25 protein-coding genes are annotated in these 25,443 nt (G+C 61.1%); 9 read left to right on the top strand and 16 right to left on the bottom strand.

Annotated features, from left to right (window positions below; translation table 11 throughout):
- The first annotated feature begins 24 nt into the window (after positions 1 to 24).
- Together RBA41_RS19610 and RBA41_RS19605 are read left to right on the top strand one after the other, a co-directional pair.
- Complete coding sequence (locus RBA41_RS19610) at positions 25 to 951, top strand: aldo/keto reductase (protein ID WP_306625942.1); 927 nt, start codon at positions 25 to 27, stop codon at positions 949 to 951.
- 19 nt (positions 952 to 970) lie between these two features.
- Entirely contained in the window at positions 971 to 1,270 is a 300-nt protein-coding gene (locus RBA41_RS19605; protein WP_099872637.1) for a metal-sensitive transcriptional regulator, read from the top strand.
- A 19-nt stretch (positions 1,271 to 1,289) separates the two neighbouring features.
- Here the strand turns inward: RBA41_RS19605 and pssA are convergent, their stop codons facing one another.
- Positions 1,290 to 2,069, bottom strand: a complete 780-nt coding sequence (gene pssA, locus RBA41_RS19600) for a CDP-diacylglycerol--serine O-phosphatidyltransferase (RefSeq protein WP_306625940.1) — start codon at positions 2,067 to 2,069, stop codon at positions 1,290 to 1,292.
- Between the two features lie 150 nt (positions 2,070 to 2,219).
- Here pssA and RBA41_RS19595 point away from each other — a divergent pair, with 150 nt between their 5' ends.
- Both RBA41_RS19595 and RBA41_RS19590 read left to right on the top strand, forming a co-directional pair.
- Positions 2,220 to 3,167, top strand: a complete 948-nt coding sequence (locus RBA41_RS19595; protein ID WP_306625938.1) for a CAP domain-containing protein — start codon at positions 2,220 to 2,222, stop codon at positions 3,165 to 3,167.
- 75 nt (positions 3,168 to 3,242) lie between these two features.
- Complete coding sequence (locus tag RBA41_RS19590; protein ID WP_306625936.1) at positions 3,243 to 3,875, top strand: Hpt domain-containing protein; 633 nt, start codon at positions 3,243 to 3,245, stop codon at positions 3,873 to 3,875.
- A 33-nt stretch (positions 3,876 to 3,908) separates the two neighbouring features.
- Here the strand turns inward: RBA41_RS19590 and RBA41_RS19585 are convergent, their stop codons facing one another.
- From RBA41_RS19585 to rpmH, 15 genes are all read right to left on the bottom strand, one after another.
- Positions 3,909 to 4,094 carry a hypothetical protein gene (locus RBA41_RS19585; RefSeq protein WP_229413226.1) on the bottom strand — a complete coding sequence of 62 codons (186 nt, stop codon included), beginning with the start codon at positions 4,092 to 4,094 and terminating at the stop codon, positions 3,909 to 3,911.
- Between the two features lie 316 nt (positions 4,095 to 4,410).
- Entirely contained in the window at positions 4,411 to 4,965 is a 555-nt protein-coding gene (locus RBA41_RS19580) for a DUF1439 domain-containing protein (protein WP_306625933.1), read from the bottom strand.
- A gap of 146 nt (positions 4,966 to 5,111) precedes the next feature.
- Positions 5,112 to 6,404 carry an RNA polymerase sigma factor gene (locus RBA41_RS19575; protein WP_306625931.1) on the bottom strand — a complete coding sequence of 431 codons (1,293 nt, stop codon included), beginning with the start codon at positions 6,402 to 6,404 and terminating at the stop codon, positions 5,112 to 5,114.
- A 39-nt stretch (positions 6,405 to 6,443) separates the two neighbouring features.
- Complete coding sequence (locus RBA41_RS19570) at positions 6,444 to 7,301, bottom strand: YciI family protein (protein ID WP_306625929.1); 858 nt, start codon at positions 7,299 to 7,301, stop codon at positions 6,444 to 6,446.
- 91 nt (positions 7,302 to 7,392) lie between these two features.
- The gene (locus RBA41_RS19565; RefSeq protein WP_306625927.1) at positions 7,393 to 7,806 is read right to left on the bottom strand and encodes a YciI family protein; all 414 of its coding nucleotides are present in this window, start codon (positions 7,804 to 7,806) and stop codon (positions 7,393 to 7,395) included.
- A 13-nt stretch (positions 7,807 to 7,819) separates the two neighbouring features.
- On the bottom strand, positions 7,820 to 8,299 hold the full coding sequence (locus RBA41_RS19560) for a VOC family protein (protein ID WP_306625925.1): 480 nt from the start codon (positions 8,297 to 8,299) through the stop codon (positions 7,820 to 7,822).
- Positions 8,300 to 8,323: 24 nt separating this feature from the next.
- Positions 8,324 to 8,788 (bottom strand): GyrI-like domain-containing protein, encoded by a 465-nt coding sequence (locus RBA41_RS19555; protein WP_306625923.1) that lies wholly within the window; start codon positions 8,786 to 8,788, stop codon positions 8,324 to 8,326.
- 86 nt (positions 8,789 to 8,874) lie between these two features.
- Positions 8,875 to 9,660 (bottom strand): EAL domain-containing protein, encoded by a 786-nt coding sequence (locus RBA41_RS19550; RefSeq protein ID WP_306625921.1) that lies wholly within the window; start codon positions 9,658 to 9,660, stop codon positions 8,875 to 8,877.
- A 104-nt stretch (positions 9,661 to 9,764) separates the two neighbouring features.
- Positions 9,765 to 10,301, bottom strand: coding sequence for a hypothetical protein (locus RBA41_RS19545; RefSeq protein WP_306625920.1), 537 nt, complete (start codon positions 10,299 to 10,301; stop codon positions 9,765 to 9,767).
- Between the two features lie 88 nt (positions 10,302 to 10,389).
- Complete coding sequence (ybiA, locus tag RBA41_RS19540) at positions 10,390 to 10,947, bottom strand: riboflavin biosynthesis intermediates N-glycosidase (RefSeq protein ID WP_306625918.1); 558 nt, start codon at positions 10,945 to 10,947, stop codon at positions 10,390 to 10,392.
- A 59-nt stretch (positions 10,948 to 11,006) separates the two neighbouring features.
- The gene (mnmE, locus tag RBA41_RS19535; protein ID WP_306625917.1) at positions 11,007 to 12,386 is read right to left on the bottom strand and encodes a tRNA uridine-5-carboxymethylaminomethyl(34) synthesis GTPase MnmE; all 1,380 of its coding nucleotides are present in this window, start codon (positions 12,384 to 12,386) and stop codon (positions 11,007 to 11,009) included.
- Positions 12,387 to 12,496: 110 nt separating this feature from the next.
- On the bottom strand, positions 12,497 to 14,164 hold the full coding sequence (gene yidC / locus RBA41_RS19530) for a membrane protein insertase YidC (RefSeq protein WP_306625915.1): 1,668 nt from the start codon (positions 14,162 to 14,164) through the stop codon (positions 12,497 to 12,499).
- A gap of 11 nt (positions 14,165 to 14,175) precedes the next feature.
- Entirely contained in the window at positions 14,176 to 14,436 is a 261-nt protein-coding gene (gene yidD / locus RBA41_RS19525; protein WP_306625913.1) for a membrane protein insertion efficiency factor YidD, read from the bottom strand.
- The gene (gene rnpA / locus RBA41_RS19520; protein WP_306625912.1) at positions 14,433 to 14,897 is read right to left on the bottom strand and encodes a ribonuclease P protein component; all 465 of its coding nucleotides are present in this window, start codon (positions 14,895 to 14,897) and stop codon (positions 14,433 to 14,435) included. Before rnpA ends, yidD begins: the two co-directional genes overlap by 4 nt.
- 32 nt (positions 14,898 to 14,929) lie before the next feature.
- The gene (gene rpmH, locus RBA41_RS19515) at positions 14,930 to 15,064 is read right to left on the bottom strand and encodes a 50S ribosomal protein L34 (RefSeq protein ID WP_010401996.1); all 135 of its coding nucleotides are present in this window, start codon (positions 15,062 to 15,064) and stop codon (positions 14,930 to 14,932) included.
- A 563-nt stretch (positions 15,065 to 15,627) separates the two neighbouring features.
- Here rpmH and dnaA point away from each other — a divergent pair.
- From dnaA to RBA41_RS19490, 5 genes are all read left to right on the top strand, one after another.
- A complete protein-coding gene (gene dnaA / locus RBA41_RS19510) occupies positions 15,628 to 17,037 on the top strand; it encodes a chromosomal replication initiator protein DnaA (RefSeq protein ID WP_054265132.1) in 1,410 nt (469 codons plus the stop codon).
- A 181-nt stretch (positions 17,038 to 17,218) separates the two neighbouring features.
- On the top strand, positions 17,219 to 18,325 hold the full coding sequence (gene dnaN / locus RBA41_RS19505; RefSeq protein WP_054265133.1) for a DNA polymerase III subunit beta: 1,107 nt from the start codon (positions 17,219 to 17,221) through the stop codon (positions 18,323 to 18,325).
- A 113-nt stretch (positions 18,326 to 18,438) separates the two neighbouring features.
- Positions 18,439 to 20,931, top strand: a complete 2,493-nt coding sequence (gene gyrB / locus RBA41_RS19500; RefSeq protein WP_099872689.1) for a DNA topoisomerase (ATP-hydrolyzing) subunit B — start codon at positions 18,439 to 18,441, stop codon at positions 20,929 to 20,931.
- A 492-nt stretch (positions 20,932 to 21,423) separates the two neighbouring features.
- The gene (locus tag RBA41_RS19495; protein ID WP_306625910.1) at positions 21,424 to 23,772 is read left to right on the top strand and encodes an ATP-binding protein; all 2,349 of its coding nucleotides are present in this window, start codon (positions 21,424 to 21,426) and stop codon (positions 23,770 to 23,772) included.
- Positions 23,733 to 25,442 (top strand): DEAD/DEAH box helicase family protein, encoded by a 1,710-nt coding sequence (locus RBA41_RS19490; RefSeq protein ID WP_306625909.1) that lies wholly within the window; start codon positions 23,733 to 23,735, stop codon positions 25,440 to 25,442. The genes RBA41_RS19495 and RBA41_RS19490 overlap by 40 nt, the downstream gene beginning before the upstream one ends.
- Position 25,443: the final 1 nt, after the last annotated feature.

Below are 25,443 nucleotides of genomic sequence, written 5' to 3'. Positions count from 1 at the left end.
AATTTAAAAAAAAGAAAGAAACCGATGACCGCAACCCTGCCCGCCGACCTGTTTTGCCCGCGCGTAAGTACACGCCCCCATGGCCCCGAGCTGTCGCGCATCGTCGCCGGCATGTGGCGCATGGGGGAGTGGGGCATGTCGGCCGAGCAGCGCGTCGCTTTCATCGAGCAGTGCATCGCACTCGGCGTGACCAGCTTCGACCATGCCGATATCTACGGCAACTATGGCGTCGAGGGCCTGTTCGGCGAAGCCCTGCGCCTGCAGCCTTCGCTGCGCGACCGTATCGAGCTGATCAGCAAGTGCGGCATCAAGCTGGTGTCCGCGCAACGCCCGCAGCATTCTATCCAGCATTACGACACCAGCGCCGCCCACATCGTGGCGTCGGTCGAGCAATCGCTGCGCCAGCTGCACACCGACCGCCTCGACCTGCTGCTGATCCACCGTCCCGATCCGCTCATGGAGTTCGACGAGATCGCCGCCGCCTTCGCAGCCCTGCGCCAGGCCGGCAAGGTGCGCCATTTCGGCGTGTCGAATTTTTCGCGCCACCAGTTCGAGTCGCTCAACCGGCGCATCGAACTGGCGACCAACCAGGTCGAGTTCTCGCCCCTGCACACCACGCCGATGTTCGACCAGACCTTCGACGGCTTGCAAGACCTGGACGTGGCGCCGATGATCTGGTCGCCGCTGGCCGGCGGACGCCTGTTCGCCAGCAGCGACGACAATGCCGATCACCTGCGCCTGGTCATCAAGGGCATCGCCGATGCGCTGAACCAGCCATTCGCCAGCGTGGTGTTTGCGTGGATCATGCAGTTGCCATGCCGTCCAGTGCCGCTGACCGGCACCGGACGCATCGAAGCGATTGCCGTGGCCGTCGCCGGCACCCGCTTCACGCTCAGCCGCGGCGACTGGTTCGCCATCCTGCGCGCCGCGCGCGGCCACGAAGTGGCGTAAGCCGGCCGGGGGAACGTGGATGTCGGACATCGTCGAGAGCACGGCCCTCACCGCCCTGCAAAAGAAGGATTTGCTGCATCGCCTGGCGCGCATCGAGGGCCAGTTGCGCGGGGTGCAGAAGCTGATCGCGCTGGCCGCCACGCCGTCCGATTGCGACGCCGTGGCGCAGCAGATGGCGGCGGCGCGCAAGGCGCTGGACCGCTCTTTCGTGCAACTGCTCACCAATACCATCCAAACCCAGAGCGCCAACGCGCGCGACCTGGCCGAAGCACAGGCCAGCGCCAGCAAGCTGGCCGCCATGCTCGACAAGTTCGCCTGAGGCGTTCGCGCCCCCGGTTCTAGTCTTCGTACACGGCCGGGGCCGGCACGCCGCGCCAGCCGAGTTGCCATGCGATATTGAGCAGCAGGGTAACGCTGATGTACAGCACGAAAAACAGCACGAAGAAGCGCGTCTGCAGCCAGGCGAGCAAGACGACTCCGATGCCGATGACGACGAACAGCAGCGTGCTTTTCGGCTGCTTGGAGCTCGGAAAACGCACCGTCGAGACCATCAGCGTGCCGACGCCCACCATCAGCAGCATCACCAGATAACCTTGCACGGCGGTGGTCAGCGGCGCCGGCCAGGCCACCACGACCGCGGCCACGCAGGCGGCGCCGGCCGTGATCGGCATGCCGACGAAGTAGCGCGGATCGGTGCGCCCGACATTGACGTTAAAGCGCGCCAGCCGCAGCGCGCCGCAGGCGACGAACACGAAACAGGCCAGGCCGCCGGCGCGCAGCAGGGTCGGATGGTCGACGCCCAGTTGCACGAAGCCGTAGCAATAGAGCAGCATGGCCGGAGCGCAGCCGAAATTCATGACGTCGGCGATCGAGTCGAGCTGCATGCCGAATTCGGACGAGGTATTGGTGGCGCGCGCGACAAAGCCGTCGAGCGCGTCGAACACGCCGGCCAGCACCAGCAGGATGGCGGCCATGCGGTAGTCCGCGGCAAGGCCGACGTGGGCATTGTCGACCGACATGACGATACTGCCGAAGCCGCACGCAATCGATAGCAGCGTGACAAAGCTCGGCAAGGCAAACTTGGCGCGCGCGAGGCGCTGCTGGCGTGTGGGTTTCAAGTGGTTTCGCAATCGCATCGAGGATAGTGTTGGTATTTTACAGCGTCGACCTGCATGCGCCAGATCAAACGGCGGCAAACAAATCTCACCGATTTCTGAATTCCCCTAGAATCAATTCTCAAGAGATTTTTCCAGTCGGGGGAGAGCGGCATGAACAGATTGCATCGCTGGAGCACGCTGGCAGCGGGTCTGTCATGCGCGCTGGCCATGTCCGCCTGCGGCGGCGACGGCGACAACCCCCCCTCGGCCCAGACCAGCGCCTCGGCCGCGCTGGCGCAGGTGCCGGGCGCCCCCCTCGTCACCAACAATACCGCGCTCGACGGCTTGAACTGGATTAACTTCCGCCGCGCCCAGATCGGCATGCCCGCACTCACGCGCAACGCCAGTATCGAGCGCGCCGCCCAGGGGCACTCCGACTATCAGAAGAGCAACAACAAGGTGACGCACGACCAGACCGCCGGCGCCCCCGGCTATACCGGCGCGCAGCTGCTGGACCGCCTGACCGGTGCCGGCTATGTTTTCGTACCGAGCAACACTGCCTATGGCGAAGTGATCTCGGCCACCTCGAACGCTTCCGGCTTTTACATGGCCGAAGAATTGATCACCGCCATCTACCACCGCTTCGTGATGTTCGAGCCCAAATTCAAGGAAATCGGCACCGGTTCGGCCACCACCGCCGCCGGCTACACCTATTTCACCAGCAATTTCGCGGCCAACAACGGCTTCGGCCCCGGCGTGGGACGCGGCAATATCGCAACCTGGCCGGCCGATGGCCAGGCCGGCGTCACGCCTAACTTTTTCAGCAACTACGAAGAGCCGGACCCGGTCGAGAACCTCAATGAAGTGGGTTACCCGATCAGCGTGCACGCCGACCTCGACGCCGCGCTGACGGTGGACAGCTTCACCGTGCGCCCGCGCGGCGCAGCGCTGCTCGACGTCAAGCTGCTCAAGCTCGGCGTGGACAGCCACACGCCCAAGTCGGCCGCCGCCATCATCCCGCTCACGGTGCTGGCGCCACGGACGGTGTACGACGTCAGTTTCTCCGGCACCATCGATGGCTTGCCGATCACGAAAACCTGGTCTTTTACGAGCAAATAGGGCGATATTGCTGCGGTTTACCGTTAAAACTCTGCTATCGTGTAGTTTATTAGATAATGAACAACAGCCCAATTCATGCCCCCGAGAGAGAAGCCGCCCGTCCCCGTCGAATTGCGCGCCGATGCGACCGCGCGCGCGGTGATCGATATGGCCGACGGCATCGACCGCATCATGGGCAACCGCGATCTGTACGCGCGCATGCTCAGGCGCTTTCGCAGCGATTATGCGCACGGGGCGGTGCCGATTTGCCAAGCGCTTGCCGCGGGCGACACCATCCTGGCGCATCGCCTGGCGCATACCCTGAAAGGCGCGGCCGGCATGATCGGCGCGCACCGCCTGCACCAGCATGCCAGCACCCTGGAACTGGCGATCCGCACCGATCCCCTGGCGCAGCACGTGGCGCTCAATGCGCTCGCGGGCGCCTTCGACAAGGTCTTGCACCTGCTCGACCAGGTGCTGGCCGGCAGTGCGCCGGACGGCTTCGTGCTCGACATGCCGCAACGCCCGCTGCTGCAGGACCCGGTACTGCTGGCGCGGCTGGTGGAATTGCTGATCGACGCCGATGGCGCGGCGGTCGACCTGCTGGACGAGTCGGGGGCGAGCCTGCGCGTGATCCTGGGCGAGGCCAGGCTGGCGCGGGTGACGGCAGCGGTGAATGACTTCGATTTCGACGGCGCCCTGCGCGCGCTCAGGCAGACCGCGCTCTGATCGACGCCGATCGCGCGGCGTGGCGCGGCCGCATCAGCGGGTGTATTCGGCTTCTTCGTCGAACGAATCGGCGCAGGCCTTGCCGCAGAAGCGCTTGACGCTGTCGAGCGGCTTTTCACAATACCAGCACGAGCCCTTGGGCGGCAGGGCCTGACGCGGCCGCACCGGCGCCGACGGTGCGTCGGACGAGGCGTCGAGCCCCGCCTCTTTTTCCGGCAAACTTTCCTCTATCGTTCCCACGAGTCACCCCCAAAATGACAGCACAGCGAATTCCCAGAGCAAGATTACTTTAGCGGAATACTTCGGACATGAGAATTCGCAAGTCCTGCGGCATTCGGTGAAACGGTCACGATCAATCCCAAGTTTGCACGCAATATGCGGCTGCCGCAATCAAGGGAAAACACACGTTCGTTGCGACGCAACAACCACGGAGATACCCGACAGTGGGTAGATTCGCAGCGTTAAATCATAGCAGGGTTGGAAATGCGCGTCGGCCGCGGGGACGGCCGGAAAGGCCGGGAAAATGCCGGCGGCCTTACTTCGCCGGCTCGACCGTAACGATCAGGGACGAAGCGGTGGTCTGGATGCGCGTCGGTACGAATTGCACCCCCGCATAGCGCAAATCTTCCGGGCGGAAGTTGTAGACCGCGACATCGGCGACGACCTTGTTCATCAGCACATTTGCCGCCGCGGCCAGGTCGCGCTGTTGCGCGGCGTCGATGCCATCGATGGCGAAGCGGTCCACGCGCGGCTCGGCCATCAGCACGGCGTTGCGGGCGGCATCGATATACGGGCGGCCCGACATGGCCAGGCTGCCGCGCCATGACTGGCGCGTGAAGGGCGAGGCCACTGCGGCTTCCAGGGAAACGCCGACGCGGCCGCTGCCGGGGGCGAGCGACAGTTGCGGGCGGTGGAGCTGGATATCGAAGATCTCCAGCGCCCGGTTGCTGATGGGGAAGCGCCGGTCCATGCCTGCCTGCAGCTTGCTTAAGGGGAGTTCAATCTGGCGCGGGCCGATCACGCTGGCGCAGGAGGCCAGCAGGCTGCCGGCCAGCGCCAGCAGCGCGCATGTGCGAAGGAGCTTTTTCATGAGACGAAGGCTAGCATGATTCGATGGGGACGGCCGCGAGCGTGACGGCGCTTCGCTTGCGCTCGGTATGGCGTGAGCCGCTGTTGCCACTACATTCAAAACCGTCATTCCCGCGCCGGCGGCATGCAGCGTATCCGTCTATCCGTTTATCGCCCCTCCCCAGCGCAACCTTGCGCGCGCGCCCGCAACAGCGCGCGCTCGCGCAAATTATTGGTCAACTCCGCCGCCTGCCTGAACTCGGCACATGCCTCGTCCATGCGCCCCAGGCGCGCCAGCAAATCGCCGCGCACGCTGGGCAGCAAGTGATAATTGCGCAGCGTATCGCTGGCGATCAGCGCATCGACCAGTTCCAGCCCGGCCGCCGGCCCGTACGCCATCCCCAGCACCACCGCGCGGTTGAGCTCCACCACGGGCGACGGCATCAGCTGCGCCAGCGCATCGTACAGCGCGGCAATGCGCTGCCAGTCGGTCTGCTCCGGTGTCAACGCGCGCGCATGGCAGGCGGCGATGGCAGCCTGCAGCGCGTACGGACCGTAGCTCTCGCCCAGCTGCCCGGCCCGCTCCAGCGCCGCCATCCCGCGCCGGATCAGCATCTGGTCCCAGCGGCTGCGGTCCTGGTCGAGCAGCAAGACCGGCTCGCCCTGGGGCCCGAGCCGCGCCCGCGCGCGCGAGGACTGGATTTCCATCAGCGCCGCCAAACCGTGCACCTCGGGTTCGTGCGGCAACAGGCCAGCGAGGATGCGTCCGAGCCGCAAAGCCTCGTCGCACAGCTTGGGGCGCATCCAGTCGCCGCCGGCGCTGGCCGAATAGCCTTCGTTGTAGATCAGATAAATGACTTGCAGCACCGACGCCAGGCGCGCCACCAGTTGGTCGGTGCGCGGTACCTCGAACGGAACCTTGGCTTCGGCCAGGGTGCGCTTGGCGCGCACGATGCGCTGCGCCACCGTCGCTTCGGAGACGAGAAACGCATGGGCGATTTCATCGGTCGTCAGCCCGCCCAGCAGGCGCAGGGTGAGCGCCACGCGCGCCTCGGTCGAGAGCACCGGGTGGCAGGCGATGAACATCAGGCGCAGCAGATCGTCGCCGATGTCGTCTTCCAGGGTGGCGTCGAGGTCGGGCGCGGCATCCTGCAGCAAGGTTTCGATCTCGTAGGTGAGCTCGGATTCCTTGGTACGCTGCAAGGTGGCATGGCGCAGGTGGTCGAGCGCGCGGTTTTTGGCCACCGTCATCAGCCAGGCGGCCGGATTGTCGGGAATGCCGGCCTCGGGCCAGCGTTCCAGTGCACTGACCAAGGCGTCCTGCGCCAGTTCCTCGGCCAGTCCGACGTTGCGCAGCATGCGCGCCAGCGCCCCGATGATGCGCGCCGACTCGATGCGCCAGACGCCTTCGATGACGCGCGCGGCCGCGTGCTTCGCCTGCGGCTCCTCCTTTGCCGGCATCGGCTCCTTTGCTTGCGTCGCCTCCGTTGCCGCCATCGGCTAGCGCGGCACGGGCGCACCGCCGGCCAGCTGCGCGCGCATGCCGGCGTCGAGCTGGTGGGTGCGCATGTGCTGCTCGGCGGCGCGCAACTCGGGCGTGAAGACGCCGGCGGCATCGGCCAGTTCGGCCAGCTGGCGGATTTCCACCTCGACCGGCGGCCCGACCGGATATGGATTGCGCGTGGCCCAGGCGATGGCGTCCTGCAGCGACGGGGCGCGGATCAGCCAGTAGCCGGCAATCATCTCCTTGATTTCAGTAAAGGGGCCGTCGACCACGGTCAGCTTGCCGGACGCCATCCTGACCCGCGTGCCCAATGCGCTCGAGCGCAGCCCGTCGGCCCCCAGCAGCACGCCGGCGCGCGCCTCGGCCGCATTGTGGGCGTCCAGGGCGTCAAGCCGGGCGCGCGCGACCGGGGTTTCATTTTCCAGGTCCGTGCTGGAACGCAGCAGGATGGCGTAACGCTGGCCGGACGCCCCGGGCTGCTCGGCCGCGTGGACATCGGCGCAGCCGCCGGGACAGCCGCTCAGGCGCACCTCGACCTCGGCGGCGCCCGCCTCGCCGGGCGGCCAGCGCGCGGCCCATTCCAGCGCTTCGCCTTTCGATGCGACATCGATCGCGGCGAAGCCGGCAATGAGCGCGTGCGCAGCCGAAAAAGGACCGTCAGTTCGGGTCACGCGGCCGTTGGCGATGCTCAGGCGCACGCCGCTGGCGCTGGGAAGCAGGTGCTCGCAGGCGCGCAGGATGCCGGCATCCGCCATGGCGCCCGTGTAGCTTGCGAAGGCCGCGCGGCCGGCCGGCGACAGGGGCAGGCCGGCTTCGTGGGCCGGGTCGGATCGCCGCAAGAGCATGTAGCGCATGGTGTTCTCCAGGGTGGAACGCAGTGAACGAATACGAATAGTGCCGATGAACCGCCGTTGCCGCGCCTGATGGGGCGGGAACGGCATGGAACTACAGCTGCGCGCGCAATCGTTCTTCCTGCTCGCGCAACTCCGGCGTGAATTCGGCGCCGAAATCTTCCGCCTCAAACACTTGCCGGATCTCGATCTCGGAATCGCTTTCCATCGGATTCGGACAGCGCTTGACCCACTCGATCGCTTCTTCCTTCGACTTTACCTGAATCAGCCAGAAGCCCGCAACCAGCTCCCTGGTTTCGGCAAACGGCCCGTCGACCACGGTGCGCTTGTTGCCCGAAAACTGGACGCGCGCGCCGCGCGAACTCGGGTGCAAGCCTTCGCCGGCGAGCATCACGCCGGCCTTGACCAATTCTTCATTGTATTTGCCCATCTCGGTCAGCAGCTTTTCGCTGGGCATTTTTCCAGCCTCGGATTCGGGGCTGGCCTTCACGATGATCATGAATCTCATGGTCGCTCTCCTGTCATGCGCCGGGTTCGCCGCAGGCCTTGGCCGCGCCTTCCTGCATTTCTTCCATGGTCATGTCGCGCATGTGATGGGCGATCGACCAGCTGTGGCCGTACGGATCCTTGACCACGCCATAGCGGTCGCCCCAGAACGTGTCGGACGGCGGCATGACGGCGGTGGCGCCGGCATCGATGGCGCGCTGGAATGCCGCGTCGGCGTCCTGCACGTACAGGTGCAGGGTGACGGGCGAGCCTTTCAGGGTCAGGGGACCGATGGCGCCCCACTCCGGCGTTTCTTCGGCCAGCATGATGGCGGAATCGCCGATGCGGATCATTCCGTGAATCAGCTTGCCATTGGGCGCCAGCATCTTGCCGGTATCGGTGGCGCCGAAGGCCTTGACATAAAAATCGATGGCCGACACGGCGTCGGCGCACACGATGTGCGGGGTAACGGTGTGCATGTCTTCGGGAATACGTTGGACGGCTTGCGTGCTCATGGAGATTCTCCTTTGCGTAATTGGTTAGTCAGTCAATGCTTGGTTAAGTTCCGTGCGCCAGGTGGACGGATCGGGATCGAGATCCGGACCGCTGACGTACACTTCCCACAGGCCAGGCGCTTTGCTCAGGCCCTGCGCCTCGATCCAGGCCATCAGCTGGCCCCAGGCGCCGGGCAAGGCGTCGTAGGGCCCGTGCAGGACGGCGCGTGCCACCCGCGCCGCCGGCAGTACACCGGGCTGCACGCGCCCGGCTGGCGTGACCGGCGCGGACACCGGCACCCCGATTTCAAAGTCGAAACGGTCGGACTGCATGCTGAAGTGGTGCGAATAGCAGCGTCCGTCAGGGCCGACGCCCTGGGCCGCGGTCGTGGCGAGCAATTCGGCCATGCCGGGGCCCATGACGTGGACGATCTCGGCGCGTGGAATGTCGAGGCGAATGACGGCCGCCTGCACCGGGTCGGTGCGGGTGATATACGGCGTGTCGAGCATAGCGTTTTCTCCTTGAAGAGTGGGTTGCTACTACGACGACGAAGCAGCCATCGCGAAATCGACAGCGTTTTTGATTATTTTTTAGTTTATTTCCAGGAAGCCGGATCGACCACGCCGATCGCGCGGAAGGCGGGCTTGCAGAACAGGTAGCCCTGCATCAGGTCCACGCCGGCATCGCGCAGGAAATCGCGCTCGCCGGGCGTTTCGATGCCTTCGGCCAACACCGCGATATCCAGCTTGGCGCAAATGCTCACGATGCCCGACACGATGGCTTGCCTGGCCGGGCTGGTATCGATATCGCGCACCAGCTGCATGTCGATCTTGATGATATCGGGCTGGAATTCGGACAGGAGGTTCAAGCCGGCATAGCCGGCGCCGAAATCGTCGATGGCGGTGCGAAAACCGAAGCGGCGGTACTCCTCGAAGATATTGACGAGGTGCGGGCGGTCCATCACCTGTTCGCTTTCGGTGACCTCGAAGATAATCCGCTCGATCGGAAAGCCGTATTCGCGCGCCGCGTTGAAGGTGCTGCGGATGCAGGCTTCGGGCCGGTACACGGCATTCGGCAGGAAGTTAATCGACAGCAGCTCGGCGATGCCCAGTTCGGCCGCGCCGCGAATGGCCCGCACCCGGCACGCCTGGTCGAACATGTAGCGGTTGGTATCGTTGACCTTGGAAAGCACCGAATACGCCGATTCGCCGTTCGGCCCGCGCACCAGCGCTTCGTGCGCATAAATGGCGCGCTGGCGCAGGTGAACGATCGGCTGGTAGGCGTATTCGAAATCGAAACCCAGTTCGTCGTTATTCCTGCATTGCGCGCAAGCGGCAACCGGCTTGACGTGGGTATCGTCGGCGGGGCAAATGGGGATCATCGGGCGGCCACTCCTGGAAATGCGCGAATGAACCACTATAGCAAATGAGCGGACTCATGCGCGCACCGTGCGACTTGACTTGTGGATGTGCCGCCTGGTGCGCACTATTGCGCCAGGATCGCCGCTGCCGTCTGCTTCAGTATGCCGACCCGTTTGGCGGTGCAGCGCACGTCCTGCTCATTGTACGTTTCATCGGCCAACTTTTCGCACTCGACCGCACGGGCGATAATCTTATGTACGGCGCTGCCGCGGCGCACCAGCAATTCGCTGGTGTAGCTATTCATCCACGCCTCGTCGCCAAGGCCGGCGACCGGGAGCACCTGGCTGGACGGCGTGGTCATCACCATGTCTTTTTCGGCGCCGGCCGGCAGCGGCTTGGTGTAGTGCTCGATGATGAACATGGAGGGACCTTGCTTGGCGGCCGCCGTCGTGAACACGCATGCTTCCGAGAACATCCCCGTGCTGGCTTCCTTGCCGACCACCGGCATGCCGATCAGCGCCTCGATGGTCGCGCTGGGCAGAATGTCGCAGACAGGCGTCGCGATCGCGGGCGCGGCAAAAGCAGGCAAGGCTGCCAGTTGCACGAGCAAAATAGCTGCCGCGCGAAAATACTTCTTCATACACATCCCTTCGGTTGTCATTGTGTCGATCAGCTGAGCATTATAGCAACATTAGTTTCATTGCTATAGAGATAACTGATGCACATTCACAACACAACCGGGCCGCCGGTCATGCCTGCTGCAGCTGCCGGCGCGCCTCCATCAGGGCGAATCCGAGCAGGTTCGGGCCTTCCCACTGGTTCGGGTCTTCCGAACGGGGATCGGCCGCGGCCAGGCCGGTGCCCCAGATGCGGTCGACCGGACTGGCTTCGACCAGCACGTGCGCGCCGGTACCGGTCAGGAAATCGCGCAGGGCCGGGTTTTGTCCGAATTTGGCGACGTTGGCGCGGCAGACGATATCGAAACGGTGCGCCAGCCAGTCGGCATCGACAAAACCGGCCACGCCGCGGCCGAGCGCCTTGGCGGCGCCGGGCGTGAGCGCGGCCAGTACCTTGGCGCGGGTGGGTTCGTCGTTGAACAGGCGCGCCTTGGCGGCCATCATGAAGTGCTCGGCGGTGGCGTAACGGTCGCCGTCGAGCTCGAACGGGGCGTCGTACCACTGGCTGAAGCAGCTGCGCGTGATCTTGCCGTCCTTGGCGGGCGTGTGGCCCCAGAACTGCAAGAACGAAAACGATTCGCCGGCGTTGAAACGGCTGCGCAGTTCATCCAGGGTGCGTGGTAATTCCATGTTGAAGCCTTTCCGTGCAGGGAAATCATTGAAAATAACGCTGTGGCGTTGGCCGCAGCCTATTTGCCGATGCAAAAGCGGCTGAAAATCACACCCAGCAAATCGTCCGACGAAAACTGGCCGGTGATGCTCGACAGCTGCGCCTGCGCCAGCCGCAATTCCTCGGCGAACAGGTCGAGCGACTGGTCGTTTTGCGCGGCATGCTCGCCGGCCAGCGCCAGATGCTTGTGCGCCGAGCGCAAGGCAATCAGATGCCGTTCGCGCGCCAGGAACAGCGATTCGCCGGTCTGTTGCCAGCCGGCGATGCGCAACAATTCCGCGCGCAACAGGTCCATGCCCACATGCTCATGCGCCGACAGATAGATATTGGTCGCTTCCTCGGTCGGGTGGACCGAGCTCTTGTGGCCCGACAGGTCGATCTTGTTCCACACGCGCAGCACCGGCACGCCGGCCGGAAAGGCGGCGACGATGGCGTCGTCGGCCCGGGTCGGCCCCAGGTCGGCGTCGAGCAGGTGCAGGATGACGTCGGCCTTGGCCACTTCGCCCCAGGTGCGCTCGATGCCGATGCGTTCGACCACGTCGACCGCGTCGTCGATGGTGCGGATGCCGGCGGTGTCGATGATGTTGAGCGGAATGCCTTCGATCTGGATGGTTTCGGTGACCTTGTCGCGCGTGGTGCCGGCAATCGGCGTAACAATGGCCACGTCGGCCCCGGCCAGGGCATTGAGAAGTGAAGACTTACCCACGTTGGGCTGGCCGACCAGCACCACGTTGAGCCCCTCGCGCAGCAGCGCGCCCTGGGCCGCCTGCTGGAACACGCGCTCCAGCGAGGCCACGATCACGGCCAGCTGGCCGCGCGCGTCGGACTTTTCGAGGAAGTCGATCTCTTCTTCCGGGAAATCGAGGGTCGCTTCGACCAGCATGCGCAGGCCGATGGTTTGCTCGACCAGGGTATTGATGGTCTTGGAAAAGGCGCCGGAGAGCGATTGCGTGGCCGACTTGGCGGCGGCCTCGGTGGAGGCGTCGATCAGGTCGGCGACCGCTTCAGCCTGGGCCAGGTCGAGCTTGTCGTTCAGATACGCGCGGCGCGTGAATTCGCCCGGCTCGGCCAGGCGCAGGCCGGATTCGGCGCCCGCTTCGAGCACGCGTGCGAGCAGCATCTGCAACACAATCGGTCCGCCATGGCCCTGCAGTTCGAGCACGTCTTCGCCGGTGTACGAGCGCGGGCCCTTGAAATACAGGGCGATACCCTGGTCGATCACGCTGCCGTCGGCCTGCCTGAAGGGAATATAGGTCGCGCGGCGCGCGCTCAACGTAACATCCGGAAACAGCGCAGCCAGCAGCGGCGCCAGCGATTTGCCGGAGGCGCGCACGACGCCGATGCCGCCGCGGCCCGGTGCGGTGGCGATTGCGGCGATGGGGGAAGTATCGAGTTTCATAGTTGTGATTGTAATTTAATTGCCGCAACAGGCAGGCGGCATTGTGTTGGCGCGCGCGGGCATAAAAAAAGCCCGTGGGGAACACGGGCTTTTTTGAGCGCGGCTAACGCTTATTTCTTGGCTGCCGCGTCTTCAAACTTCTTGGTGATGACCCATTGCTGGCCGATCGACAAGATGTTGTTCACAACCCAGTACAGCACCAGGCCCGACGGGAAGAAGATGAACATGACCGAGAACGCCAGCGGCATGAACAGCATCATCTTCGCTTGCATCGGATCGGCTGGCGCCGGGTTCAGCTTGGTCGTGATGAACATCGAGATCGCGTACAGCACCGGCAGGATGAAGTACGGGTCCGGCGCGGTCAGGTCGGTGATCCAGCCGATCCATGGGGCGCCGCGCATTTCGGCGGACGCCTGCAGCACCCAGTACAGGGCGATAAAGACCGGCATCTGGACCAGGATCGGCAGGCAGCCGCCCAGCGGATTGATCTTTTCGGTCTTGTACAGTTCCATCGTGGCCTGGTTCATCTTGGCCGGGTCGCCCTTGTACTTCTCGCGGATGGCCTGCATTTTCGGCGTGACCACCTTGATGCGCGCCATGCTCTTGTAGCCGGCAGCCGACAGCGGGAAGAACAGCAGCTTGATCAGGATGGTGAAGGCGATGATGGTCCAGCCCCAGTTGCCCAGGACGTTATGGATCTGGTCCATGACCCAGAAAATCGGCTGCGCGATGACGTGCAGGAAACCGTAATCCTTGACCCGCTCCAGGCCCGGCGCGATGGTGGCCAGCTTGTTCTCGTCCTGCGGACCGGAATACAGCCGCACGTCGCTCGACACGCTCGCGCCCGGGGCAATGGCGCCCAGAGGCATCAGGGTACCGATGGCGTACAGGTTGGTGTCGATCTTCTTGGTGAAAATATCACGCGGCTTGTTTGCCGGCGGCAGGAAAGCCGAGACAAAATAGTGCTGCGAAATGGCGACCCAGCCATCGTTCGCCTTGGTGGCGTGCTCGGCGTGACCTTTTTTCTCGATGGCCTCGAACGTCAGCTTCTGGTAGTGCTCGGCCGGGGTGTACATCGTCGGGCCGGTGTAGCTCGAATTGAAGTAGGACTCGCCCTCCGGCTTGTTGCCGTGGTGCAGCAGCTGAACGTACAGCGACGGGTTGACCGGAACGGTGCCGACGTTGGCGACGTCGTGGCGCATGCCGATCAGGTAATCGCCGCGCTTGAAGGTGTAGGTCTTGGTCAGCTTGACGCCGGCCTGCTCGGCTTCGAGCACGAGCTGGACTTCGTTGGCGCTGTCGAGTGCGCGCGGACCGGACTTGGCGATGAAGCCGGTTTCATGGCTCGGCATCGCTGCGCCGGCCACATTGCCGATCAGGCCGGTCTGGCCGACATAGATGCCCTTGGGCGTCACATCGAACAGGACCTGGTTCTTGGTCTTGTCGATGGAATCGCGGAACTTGAGCAATTCAAGACGCTTGATCACGCCACCGACGGTATCGATGTCGACTTTCATGACATCGGTGGTGATGGTGATCGTTTCGCCCTTGAAAGCGGCCGGCGCAGCGGCGCCAGGCACGCCGGCGACGCCAGCGGCGCCAGCGGCGGCGGCCGGCAGGCTGGTGGCCGGCGCGGTGGTGGCGACCACGGCCGTCTTCGCAGGCGGCGTGGCGGAAAACATGGACTGTTTACCGTTCGCTACCATCCAGTCGTTCCAGAGAACCACCAGCGAGACGGAAAACACGATCCACAGGATAGTACGTTTATTGATTTCCATTGAGGTATTGGTCAGGAGTGGTTGCAGCCGCAAGCGGCTGTAGAAGAATTGTCCGGGTGCGCGGGCGGCACCGGATCGAATCCGCCATCATCCCACGGATGGCAGCGGCACAGGCGGCGCGCGCTAAGCAGGCTGCCGCGCGCGGCGCCGTGGGTGCGGATCGCTTCGATCGCATAATTGGAGCACGTCGGGTAAAAGCGGCAGCGCTGCCCCAGCATCGGGGATAACATCAGCTGATAGCCACGCAATAACCAGACGAGCAGGGTATTCATGGTGAGGCTTTCGGCTCGCTTGCCGCGTCGGGTGTCGCATCGCGCGGCGCACCGGGTGGCGCACCAGGTGACGCACTCTGCGGCGTACTACGTGGCGCCTGTGACGAAAACAGGCGCGCAATTTCAGCGCGCAGGATCGCCTTGAGCGCGGCGGTGGTGGCCGGGCCTTGCTTGGTGTTGACCGGGCGCGCGAGGCGCACGATGCAGTCGACGGGAGGCAGTGGCGCCATGCGGAACAGCTCGCGCGTCACGCGCTTGATCGTATTGCGGGTGACGGCACGGGGCGCAAAGCGCTTGGCCACAACCACGCCGAGCCGCGCATGCGGCAAGTCGTTCGAGCGGGTGTAGAGCACGAAATGGGCCGTTTTTTGGGCAGGGCGCAAACGAAAAACGGATGAAAATTCATCCGTTTTAACGATACGCCGAACGCGCGCGAAGTCGTGTGAACCTTCGCTAGTCATAGCCAACCGCGATCGAGCAGTAAGTGCCAGACTTATACAGCCAGGCGTTTGCGACCCTTGGCGCGGCGTGCATTGAGCACATCGCGACCGCCACGGGTAGCCATACGTGCACGGAAGCCGTGCGTACGCTTGCGACGAACGACGGAAGGTTGGTAAGTACGTTTCATGGTGGTCTCGCTTAAAGCAAAATAAAATGCAAAATCGGGTCTGACGTCCCGTCAGTTTTCGGCGCCAATGACATTTCGCAGATGTTAAGCCAGCGTCACGCCACAGCAAAAATACTCATATTTACCCGCTAAGCCACACCGACAAGCCACAACAGATTGACTCATTTGCACGGAGTACGGGCGGGGAACCTTGGATTAGAACTCATTTGACTGGCTTTTGTCAAGGAAGGCTGTGGTTTGGGGGCCCGGCCGGGGTGTTTTTGGCGGGGAAATGTGGGGTGGGAATCACACGGCGCCGTAGCGGGGTCGTTTCCGCCCAGCCCCTAGCCCGTCGTTCCCGCCACGCCGGGGAGAGCAAACAGTCGTGATTTAACGACAACTTGCATTCCCCCCATTTCCCCTCTGCCACGTCACCTCCGCACCGAAAATAAGCAGCGTGCCTGTGGATAACTCGGGCCTTCGCGGGTAGAATAGCGTGTTACGTGTGGCGAACCGCTCGCAACGCATGCGCTAGCGAAGCATCATCGAACCGCCCCTCCACACCTTATTCAGACAGAAGATTCATGGAAAATTTTTGGCAGACCTGTTCCGCGCAGTTGGAACTGGAGCTGACGCCGCAACAATTCAGTGCGTGGATCAAACCGCTGGTTGCCCTCGACTACGAGGACGGCAAGTTGCGCATCGCAGCACCGAACCGCTTCAAGCTGGACTGGGTGAAGTCGCAGTTCGCCAACCGCATCACCGCCCTCGCCTCCCAGTACTGGGAAGCGCCGACGGAAGTGCAGTTCGTGCTCGACCCGCGTAACGCGCTGCCGAAAAAACCGGTCGCGCCCCATCCGGCCCCGAACGACGGCCCGCTGCCCGGCACCATCAACAATGGTCCCGGCAATGGCCCTGCGGACAATCCGGCTGCACCGGAAATGTTCAACATCGGAAATTCACCGCGTCGCGAACAGAGCCGCGTCAACACCGACCTGACCTTCGACAGCTTCGTCACCGGTAAGGCCAACCAGCTGGCGCGCGCCGCCGCGATCCAGGTGGCCAACAATCCGGGCGTGAGCTACAACCCGCTGTTCTTCTACGGCGGCGTGGGCCTCGGTAAAACGCACTTGATCCACGCGATCGGCAACCAGGTGATGGCCGACCAGCCGGGCGCCAAGATTCGCTACATCCACGCGGAACAGTATGTACGCGACGTCGTCACCGCCTATCAACGCAAGGGCTTCGACGACTTCAAGCATTACTACCACTCGCTGGACATGCTGCTGATCGATGATATTCAATTCTTCGGCGGCAAGAGCCGTACGCAGGAAGAGTTTTTCTACGCGTTCGAGGCACTGATTGCGGCGAAGAAGCAGATCATCATCACCAGCGATACGTATCCAAAAGAAATCACCGGCATGGACGACCGCCTGATCTCGCGTTTCGATTCCGGCCTGACGGTGGCGATCGAGCCGCCGGAGCTGGAAATGCGCGTGGCGATTTTGCTCAAGAAAGCCCAGTCCGAAGGCGTGACGTTCTCGGACGACGTGGCCTTCTTCGTGGCCAAGCACCTGCGCTCGAACGTGCGCGAGCTCGAAGGCGCGCTGCGCAAGATCCTGGCGTACTCGCGCTTCCACGGCAAGGACATCACCATCGATGTGGTGAAGGAAGCGCTGAAGGATTTGCTGTCGGTACAGAACCGCCAGATCTCGGTGGAAAACATCCAGAAGACGGTGGCCGATTTCTTCAGCATCAAGGTGGCCGACATGTACTCCAAGCGCCGGCCAGCCAACATTGCGCGGCCGCGCCAGATCGCGATGTACCTGGCCAAGGAACTGACCCAGAAGAGCTTGCCGGAGATCGGCGAACTGTTCGGCGGGCGCGACCACACCACGGTGCTGCACGCGGTGCGCAAGATCGCACTCGACCGCACCAAGAACGCGGAGTGCAACCACGAGCTGCACGTCCTGGAACAGACTTTGAAGGGTTAAAGCCTGAATTAATGTGCGAACGGCAATTTCTGGCAAAATATAGCATTAGCAGCAAGGTTACCGAGGCCCTGTTGTTGCGTTGTCAGCCTCAAGGCAAGCCCGCTTGCCGGGGGCGGCCGGCGTGGCGGCACTGCGTACCGGGCCATACAGTATATTTCTGACAACTCTACCGAGGATTACTATGCAATTGGTCAAAACCACCCGAGATACCCTTCTCCGGCCACTGCAGATCGTGAGCGGTATTGTCGAGCGTCGGCACACTATGCCGATTCTGGCCAATATCCTCATCCGCAAGGACGGCGAAAACGTCTCGTTCCTGTCGACGGACACCGAAGTGCAGATCACGACGCACGCCAGCATCGGCTCGGGTGCCGATGTGGCCGGTACCACCGTGGCCGCGCGCAAGCTGCTGGACATTTTGCGCGCCCTGCCCGAGTCGGGCGACGTCACGATGACCTTGCTGAACAAGCGCCTGACGGTGCAGACCGGCAAATCGCGCTTCGCGCTGCAAACCCTGGCGGCGGAAGAGTTTCCGACCGTCTCGGTCGCGGACACCTACAACGCCACGGTCACCCTGCCGCAGAAAACGCTCAAGCACCTGTTCAACATGGTGCACTTTTCGATGGCGCAACAGGACATCCGTTACTACCTGAACGGCCTGCTGCTGGTGCTGGACGGGCGCAACGTGATCGCCGTGGCGACCGACGGCCACCGCCTGGCGTTTTGCCAGGTTGAGACCGAGCAGGAATTCACGCGCCAGGAAGTCATCATTCCGCGCAAGACGATTATCGAATTGCAGCGTTTGCTGGAAGAAAGCGACGAAACGGTCCAGCTGGACATTTCCACTTCGCAAGTCAAGCTGACCTTCGCCGACATCGAGCTGGTTTCGAAGCTGGTGGAAGGCAAGTTCCCGGATTACACGCGCGTGATTCCGAAAGGCTACAAGAACGACTTCACGATCGGCCGCGACGAGTTGCTGCGTTCGCTGCAACGCGCGGCGATCATGACGAGCGACAAGTTCAAGGGCGTACGCTGCATCATCAGCCCGGGCAGCATGAAGATCAGCTCGACCAATGCGGACCAGGAAGAAGCGGTTGAAGAGCTGGAAATCGACTACGGCGGCGACAGCGTCGACATTGGTTTCAACGTGACCTATTTGCTGGACGTGTTGAACAACCTCAAGTGCGACCAGATCAACATCGCCCTGGGCGACTCGAACTCGTCGGCGCTGATTTCGATTCCGGATAACGCGGACTTCAAGTACGTCGTTATGCCGATGCGGATTTAAGCACCACGCAATACCAGGAAACTACGCTCCGTCGGTTCCGCCAGTGGCGGAACCGACGGGGTGGCGGTTCCGAATTTTAGTACCCGATACATCGTTTTTTGAGAAAGCAGTCCATGTCCGAGAACACACCAGCAATCCCCGCCAAGATCGAAGAATACGGAGCCTCCTCAATCCAGATCCTCGAAGGTCTGGAAGCGGTGCGCAAGCGCCCCGGCATGTACATTGGCGACACCTCGGACGGCACCGGCTTGCACCACCTGGTGTTCGAAGTGCTGGACAACTCAATCGACGAATCGCTGGCGGGTCACTGCACCGAAATCCACGTCACGATCCACTCCGACAATTCGATTTCGATCACCGATAACGGCCGCGGCGTACCGACCGGCCTCAAATTCGACGACAAGCACGAGCCGAAGCGCAGCGCCGCCGAAATCGTCATGACCGAACTGCACGCCGGCGGCAAGTTCGACCAGAACTCGTACAAAGTCTCGGGCGGTCTGCACGGCGTGGGCGTATCCTGCGTAAACGGCCTGTCGAAACTGCTCAAGCTGACCATCCGCCGCGACGGCAAAGTGCACTACATGGAATTCGTGCGCGGCGTGCCGCAGAACCGCGAAATCGAAATGATCGACGGCGTGGCAGTTTCGCCAATCAAGGTCATCGGCGAAACCGACAAGCGCGGCACCGACGTCCACTTCTGGGCCGACGAAGAGATTTTCACGCACGTCGAGTTCCACTACGAAATCCTGGCCAAGCGGATTCGCGAACTGTCGTTCCTGAATAACGGCGTCAATATCAAACTGACCGACCAGCGCACCGGCAAGGAAGAAATCTTCGCCTTCGAAGGCGGCACGCGCGGCTTCGTCGAATACATCAACAAAGCCAAGACCGTCCTGCACCCGACCGTGTTCCAGGCCACCGGCGAACGCCTGTCCGACCAGGGCACGAATATCAGCGTCGACGTCTCCATGCAATGGAACGACGCCTACAACGAACAGGTACTGTGCTTCACCAATAACATCCCGCAGCGCGACGGCGGCACCCACCTGACCGGCCTGCGCGCCGCGATGACGCGCGTGATCAACAAATATATCGACGAGCACGATTTCGCCAAGAAAGCCAAGGTTGAAATCAGCGGCGACGACATGCGCGAAGGCCTGACCTGCGTGCTGTCGGTGAAAGTGCCCGAGCCGAAATTCAGCTCGCAGACCAAGGACAAACTGGTATCGAGCGAAGTGCGCGGCCCGGTCGAGGAAATCGTCGCCAAGACGCTGACCGACTACCTGATGGAAAAGCCGAACGATGCCAAAATCATCTGCGGCAAAATCGTGGAAGCGGCGCGCGCGCGCGAAGCGGCCCGCAAGGCGCGCGACCTGACCCGCCGCAAAGGCATCATGGACGGTTTGGGCCTGTCGGCCAAACTGGCCGATTGCCAGGAAAAAGACCCGGCGCTGTGCGAACTGTACATCGTCGAGGGTGATTCGGCAGGTGGCTCGGCAAAACAAGGGCGCGACCGTAAATTCCAGGCCATTTTGCCGCTGCGCGGCAAGGTGCTGAACGTGGAAAAGGCGCGCTTTGAAAAGATGCTGTCGTCGGAACAGATCACGACCCTGATCGCGACGTTGGGTACCTCGATCGGACCGGACGAATTCAACGTCGAGAAGCTGCGTTATCACCGCATTATTATCATGACCGATGCGGACGTCGACGGCGCCCACATCCGCACCCTGCTGCTGACGTTGTTCTATCGCCAGATGCCGCAACTGGTGGAACGCGGCCATATCTATATCGCGCAACCGCCGCTGTACAAGGTCAAGTCGGGCCGCGACGAGCGTTATCTCAAGGACGACGTGGAAGAAGCGAGCTACATGATGACGGTGGCGTTAAACAGCGCCGTACTGACCCCGCGCGACGGCGGCGAGCCGATTTCCGGCGAACCGCTGGCCGAACTGGTACGCCAGTTCAACCTGGCGAACGCGATCATGATGCGCCTGACGCGCGTGATCGACCGCGCCGCGCTGACCGCCATCATGACCGGCGTGACGCTCAATCTGGACACCCTGGACAACGCCGGGGTATCGGCCGCCGCGATGGAAAAGATGATCGACGACAAAGCCGTCAAGGTGAGCGTGCGTTCGGACGACCTGAGCGAAAAACACGCGCTGCGCATTGAACGTATGCACCACGGTAATATCCAGGTCAGCTCGATCGATGCCGATTTTGTGCAGGGTGCCGATTACTCGACCTTGGCCAGTGCTGCTGCCACCTTCCAGGGTTTGATCGGCGAAGGCGCGTTCATCCGCCGCGGCGAAGGCGAGCGCATGAAGGAAACGGCGGTTGACGACTTCCACCACGCGATGCAATGGCTGCGCGACGAAGCCGAGCGCACTGTCAGCAAGCAGCGCTACAAAGGGCTGGGCGAGATGAATCCGGAACAGCTGTGGGAAACCACGATGGACCCGACCGTGCGCCGTTTGCTGAAGGTGCAGATTGATGACGCGATTGCTGCGGATCAGATTTTCACCACGCTGATGGGTGATGAGGTTGAGCCGCGCAGGAACTTTATCGAGTCGAATGCGCTACGAGCCGGCAATATCGACGCGTGATCAGTTTGATCGAGTAAATTGGCACAGTTCAGGGCGGCAATTATTGCCGCCCCGGTTCGCCTCGCTACTCCGACTCAACTGAACTAGCATAGCCTGCTCGGGAGTCACTGAGCATTGATAGGTTCACGCCCAATGGAACTATTAATGTCTTTAGCAATCACAATCCCGGTAAGGGCCTGCACGCAGCATGTGGGTACCTTGGGACGCGCGGCGCCTGACGTGACTGGGCAATGAATCTGGGCGACGTTTCTGGACTACAGCAGATTGCCAAGGATGCATAGATTACCTATGAGTTTTTCTCTCTTGCCTATCAAAGCAATTCTTTGACGCTGATGAGTAACACGGAAGCCTTTAAGACGGGATGTAGAGCTGCCTGTGTTAACTTTGGCGGAACGCGGTTGCCAGTGGAGGGAGGGATGAATCCCAGTCGGTCATGAGAGTCTATAGAGACGCTCGCAGAGTGGCTGTGGTTGATGCCTATCACGCAAAAGAATGGAAAAATCGCAAATGAGCCAGGAATTTGACCTCACACCAGATCCTCGCATCCTGCAGATGCTCGGGGAAATCAATCTACCGCAGTGGCGTTGCCTAGCTGAGTTGATTGACAATTCGATCGATGGCTTCGTTCACTCCGTTCGTTCCTATTCGCCTATTGATGGCCCGGAAATTTGTGTGTCGTTGCCGATGACAGACAATGAGAACGCGAGAGTCACCGTTAAGGATAACGGCCCAGGAATGTCATTCGAGTCACTTCAAAACGCCGTGCGCGCAGGGTGGTCGGGTAATGATCCCCTGTTCAATCTAGGTCTGTTTGGTATGGGGTTCAACATCGCGACCGCACGACTAGGCCTAGTTACCGAAGTTTGGACTAGCCGCGCAGGCGACCCAGAAGAGGTTGGAGTCCGTATCGACTTGGATGAGCTCAGAACCACGCGAAGCTTTAGGGTCCCCCGTCAAACCCGCCCTAAAATGGATCACAGTTCTCACGGCACAACAATAGTGATTGGTCGGCTTAAGCATGATCAGCGCGCATACCTCGCTCGAAGTACTAATCAAAAGACGATGCGTAAGCATCTGGCCCGAGCGTATTCGTCTCTGCTCGGCTCATCAGAGGCTGGAACGATCCGCCTAATGATTGGGGGTGCCCGCCTCTCGCCACGTCGGCATTGTGTCTGGGGAGAGGAGCGCACGGTGTCATTTCCTGACGGAACCGTTGCTCGGGCTGTTGAGCATATAGACGTAAAATTGGCCCCGCGCCGCTACTGCACGCATTGCATGCGCACCCTTGCGGTCATCGAGGATTCATGTCCAACTGGTAGTAAAAGTTGCAATGTTGTCGAAGTGGAGAGGCGTGTTCATGGTTGGATTGGCCTTCAGAGGTATCTTCATAACACCGAGTTCGGGCTCGACTTCATACGTAACGGTCGGAAAATAGAAATAGCGAATAAGGATTTATTTGATTGGAGTGACGGTGATACCGCAGAGGTGGAATATCCGACAGACGACCAACGTGGTCGCGGCCGCTTTGTCGGTGAGATCCATATTGATCATTGTCGTGTGAGCTATACCAAAGATCGTTTCGAACGGGACGATCCTGCTTGGAGCGAGATGATGCGAGTAGTCCGCGGTGAAGGGCCACTTCGGCCGATTGTCGCAAAGCAACGCGGTTACGAAGGCAATGATAGTCCGCTCTACCGCCTTTATCAGGCCTTTCGGCGCTCGAGCCCTCACGGTAAGAATGGCCTATGGTCGCGCGTACTCGTCGTCAAGGACAACGATCGCGCACTGCAGATGGCTGATCTCTTCGAGTTGGGTGACCCTGACTATTTAACGGACGAGCGTTGGTGGCAACTTGTGCTCGAACAGGACAGGGAAGTATTAGGGGAAGCTCCTGGAGGAGATGGCGACAGCCCCCTTCCTCACGGCTTTTTGGATGAGCCAACACAACCGGAAAACCTAGGAGAACCCAGTACGACAGAGGGGCAACATCCTCAACCACAGCCTGGACCGCCACCGCAACTCCCGCGGCGATCGATTCACGAATTGTCGCGAAAATACGTCCATCCAACCTACCGAGTGGAATTTGAGATCCAAGCTTATAGCGTCGATGTCAATGATTCTGACCTTCCCACTGGTCTCCCGTGGGTTCTAAAGCTCGATGATATAGCGACGCGCACTTATGCTTTTCTCGTAGACGTGTCGCACGAAGTCTTTCGTTCAACAACCATGACCCCTCTTGACGGATTGCTGACCGAACTGACACATCGCACTGTGGATTTTCTAAAGGGGCAGGCGCAGGACCCATCCATCGCCGGTATCTTGACTGATTTCAGAATGCAGTACTGCAGAGAGACCAGGCTTGATCCTCAAGAAATAATCACCATGGCGACTTCGGTATTGGGAGACATTGCTCGGGCAATTCCATCTTTGATCATTGGCGACGAAGGAGAGGCTATGTTCAATGAGCTTGATGAGGACGAAAAAGAGTCAGTGGCGCGGCGAATGGCCCATCGTCGTGTGCCAGATCATAAGGCTCTAATCGCGGATGGACGCTTCTGGGATTACGCCGACCCGGAGTCTTTGAGGGCGCTGTTTAACCGGCGCCCGGAAGTTTTTTTGGACGGCAAGTTTTGGGACGATTCATACATCAGCTTGGATTTTGGAAGCGCTACTGTGACGGATGAGGCGCGCCGCTCCGTACGTGCTCGATATGACGCATATCTAGGCGACGCAGTTTGGTTGGCAAATCAATCTCCTGTTGATATCGATCGCGCCGGTCGCGACGCTGTTATTCGGGCAACATGTTCGGTACGACTGCTCAAATCAGACATATTGAACTAATGCGAGAACCCTTTCTCAATGTGTCGAGACTCCTAACGGAAACGTGGCAGGCCTTCGAACGAGATGTGGCACGGCTACTGGTATCTAACGGGTTCCAAGACGTGCGGCTTGTCGCAGGATCCGGTGACCACGGTGCGGATGTGCTGGGCGTGAAGAATGGCGAACTCTGGGTGATCCAATGCAAGTTCGCAACAGATGGATGTCCGTCGGCAGGCGCAGTGAACCAAGTAGGAGAGGCTTCGCGTTTTTATAAGGCCGATCGAATTTATGTCGCATCAAGTAGAAAGGCTGGGCCGGCAACCTACGAGGCTGTTAAACGATGGAAGGCACTCGGCGTAGATATCGGTGTGCTCGATCCCGCGACGCTTTTGGAGCTCGCACGCAAAAGTCCCGAGTACTCTATTCATAGAAGAGAACTTAGGGATTATCAACACGAGGCTGTAGAAAAGTTCGTAGCGTCGCTTCGTGAGACAGGCCGTGGGCAAGTCGTCCTCGCGACGGGGCTCGGCAAGACCGTTGTGCTCGCCGAGAGTGTGGCCCAGCTTTTTCGTGACGGTGCTATCCCGGGCGGACAAGCGATGGTATTAGCGGGTACGCGCGAACTTGTCGATCAGCTTCAGAGATCGTTCTGGGATCAGCTTCCAAAATGGATCCCAACCCATCGTCTAATGGGCGGTGAGTGCCCGGGTGGGTGGGAAGGCATCACTTTTGCGACTATTCAAAGTGCAGTATCGCGTTTGGATGAATTGCCCGCTTTTGGCCTTGTCTTGATCGATGAGGCGCACCATGTAGGCTCTGAAACTTTTCGTCGTGTCACCGATCATCTCTCAGAAGCTATGATTGGCGGTGTTACTGCAACGCCGTGGCGAGGTGACGGCTATGACATCGATGAGTTGCTCGGGCCGCCCGTTATGAAGATAGGTATCGCGGATGGGCTCAAGAACGGTTTTCTATGTGAGGCCGACTATCGACTTCTCGCTGACAACATAGACTGGAAGCGCGTGCACGCCCAATCACGAAACCGTTACTCGTTGAGTCAATTGAATCGTCTTCTATTACTGCCGACTCGCGATGAGGAAGCTGCACGAGCAGTGCGCGAGACTTTCGATAATGAGCGACGGCGCTCGGTCATCGTATTTTGTTCCTCAGTTCACCACGCCAACAGCTTTGCAGCCACATTGCGACTGTTTGGATTTCGAGCTGAGCCAATAACGGGCGAAATGACAGCTCGCGAACGCGATCGGACAATGGAGGGGTTTCGAGAGGGAAGATTAGACATTGTCACTACGCGCGACCTTTTCAACGAAGGAGTCGATGTCCCCGATGTGGACATGATTGTCTTTATGCGCGTGACGCACAGTCGGCGCATTTTCGTGCAGCAACTCGGACGCGGGCTGCGAATTAGCCCGAAAAAGACAAAAGTGGTTGTTTTGGATTTCGTCAGTGACCTTCGGCGCATTGCGGAAGTTGTGGAGCTCGAAACTGCCGTGCGCGGAGATATCGAACGTCTCCGTTTTCCCGGTATAGTGCAGTTTCGGGACGAGGGCGCGGGTAGCTTTATGTTGAATTGGATGCGGGATCAAGCCGACCTTTTCATGCGTGAGGGAGACCCCATTCTCGAGTTGCCAACATTCGATTGCCAAAAATCGAACAATCAAGGGATAGTTTAGT

Origin of the sequence: Massilia scottii, from assembly GCF_030846495.1 — a bacterium.
Lineage (GTDB): Bacteria > Pseudomonadota > Gammaproteobacteria > Burkholderiales > Burkholderiaceae_D > Telluria_A > Telluria_A violaceinigra.
The sequence above is the reverse complement of the archived record's forward strand: the minus strand, read 5'-3'. Positions and strand labels throughout refer to the sequence as shown.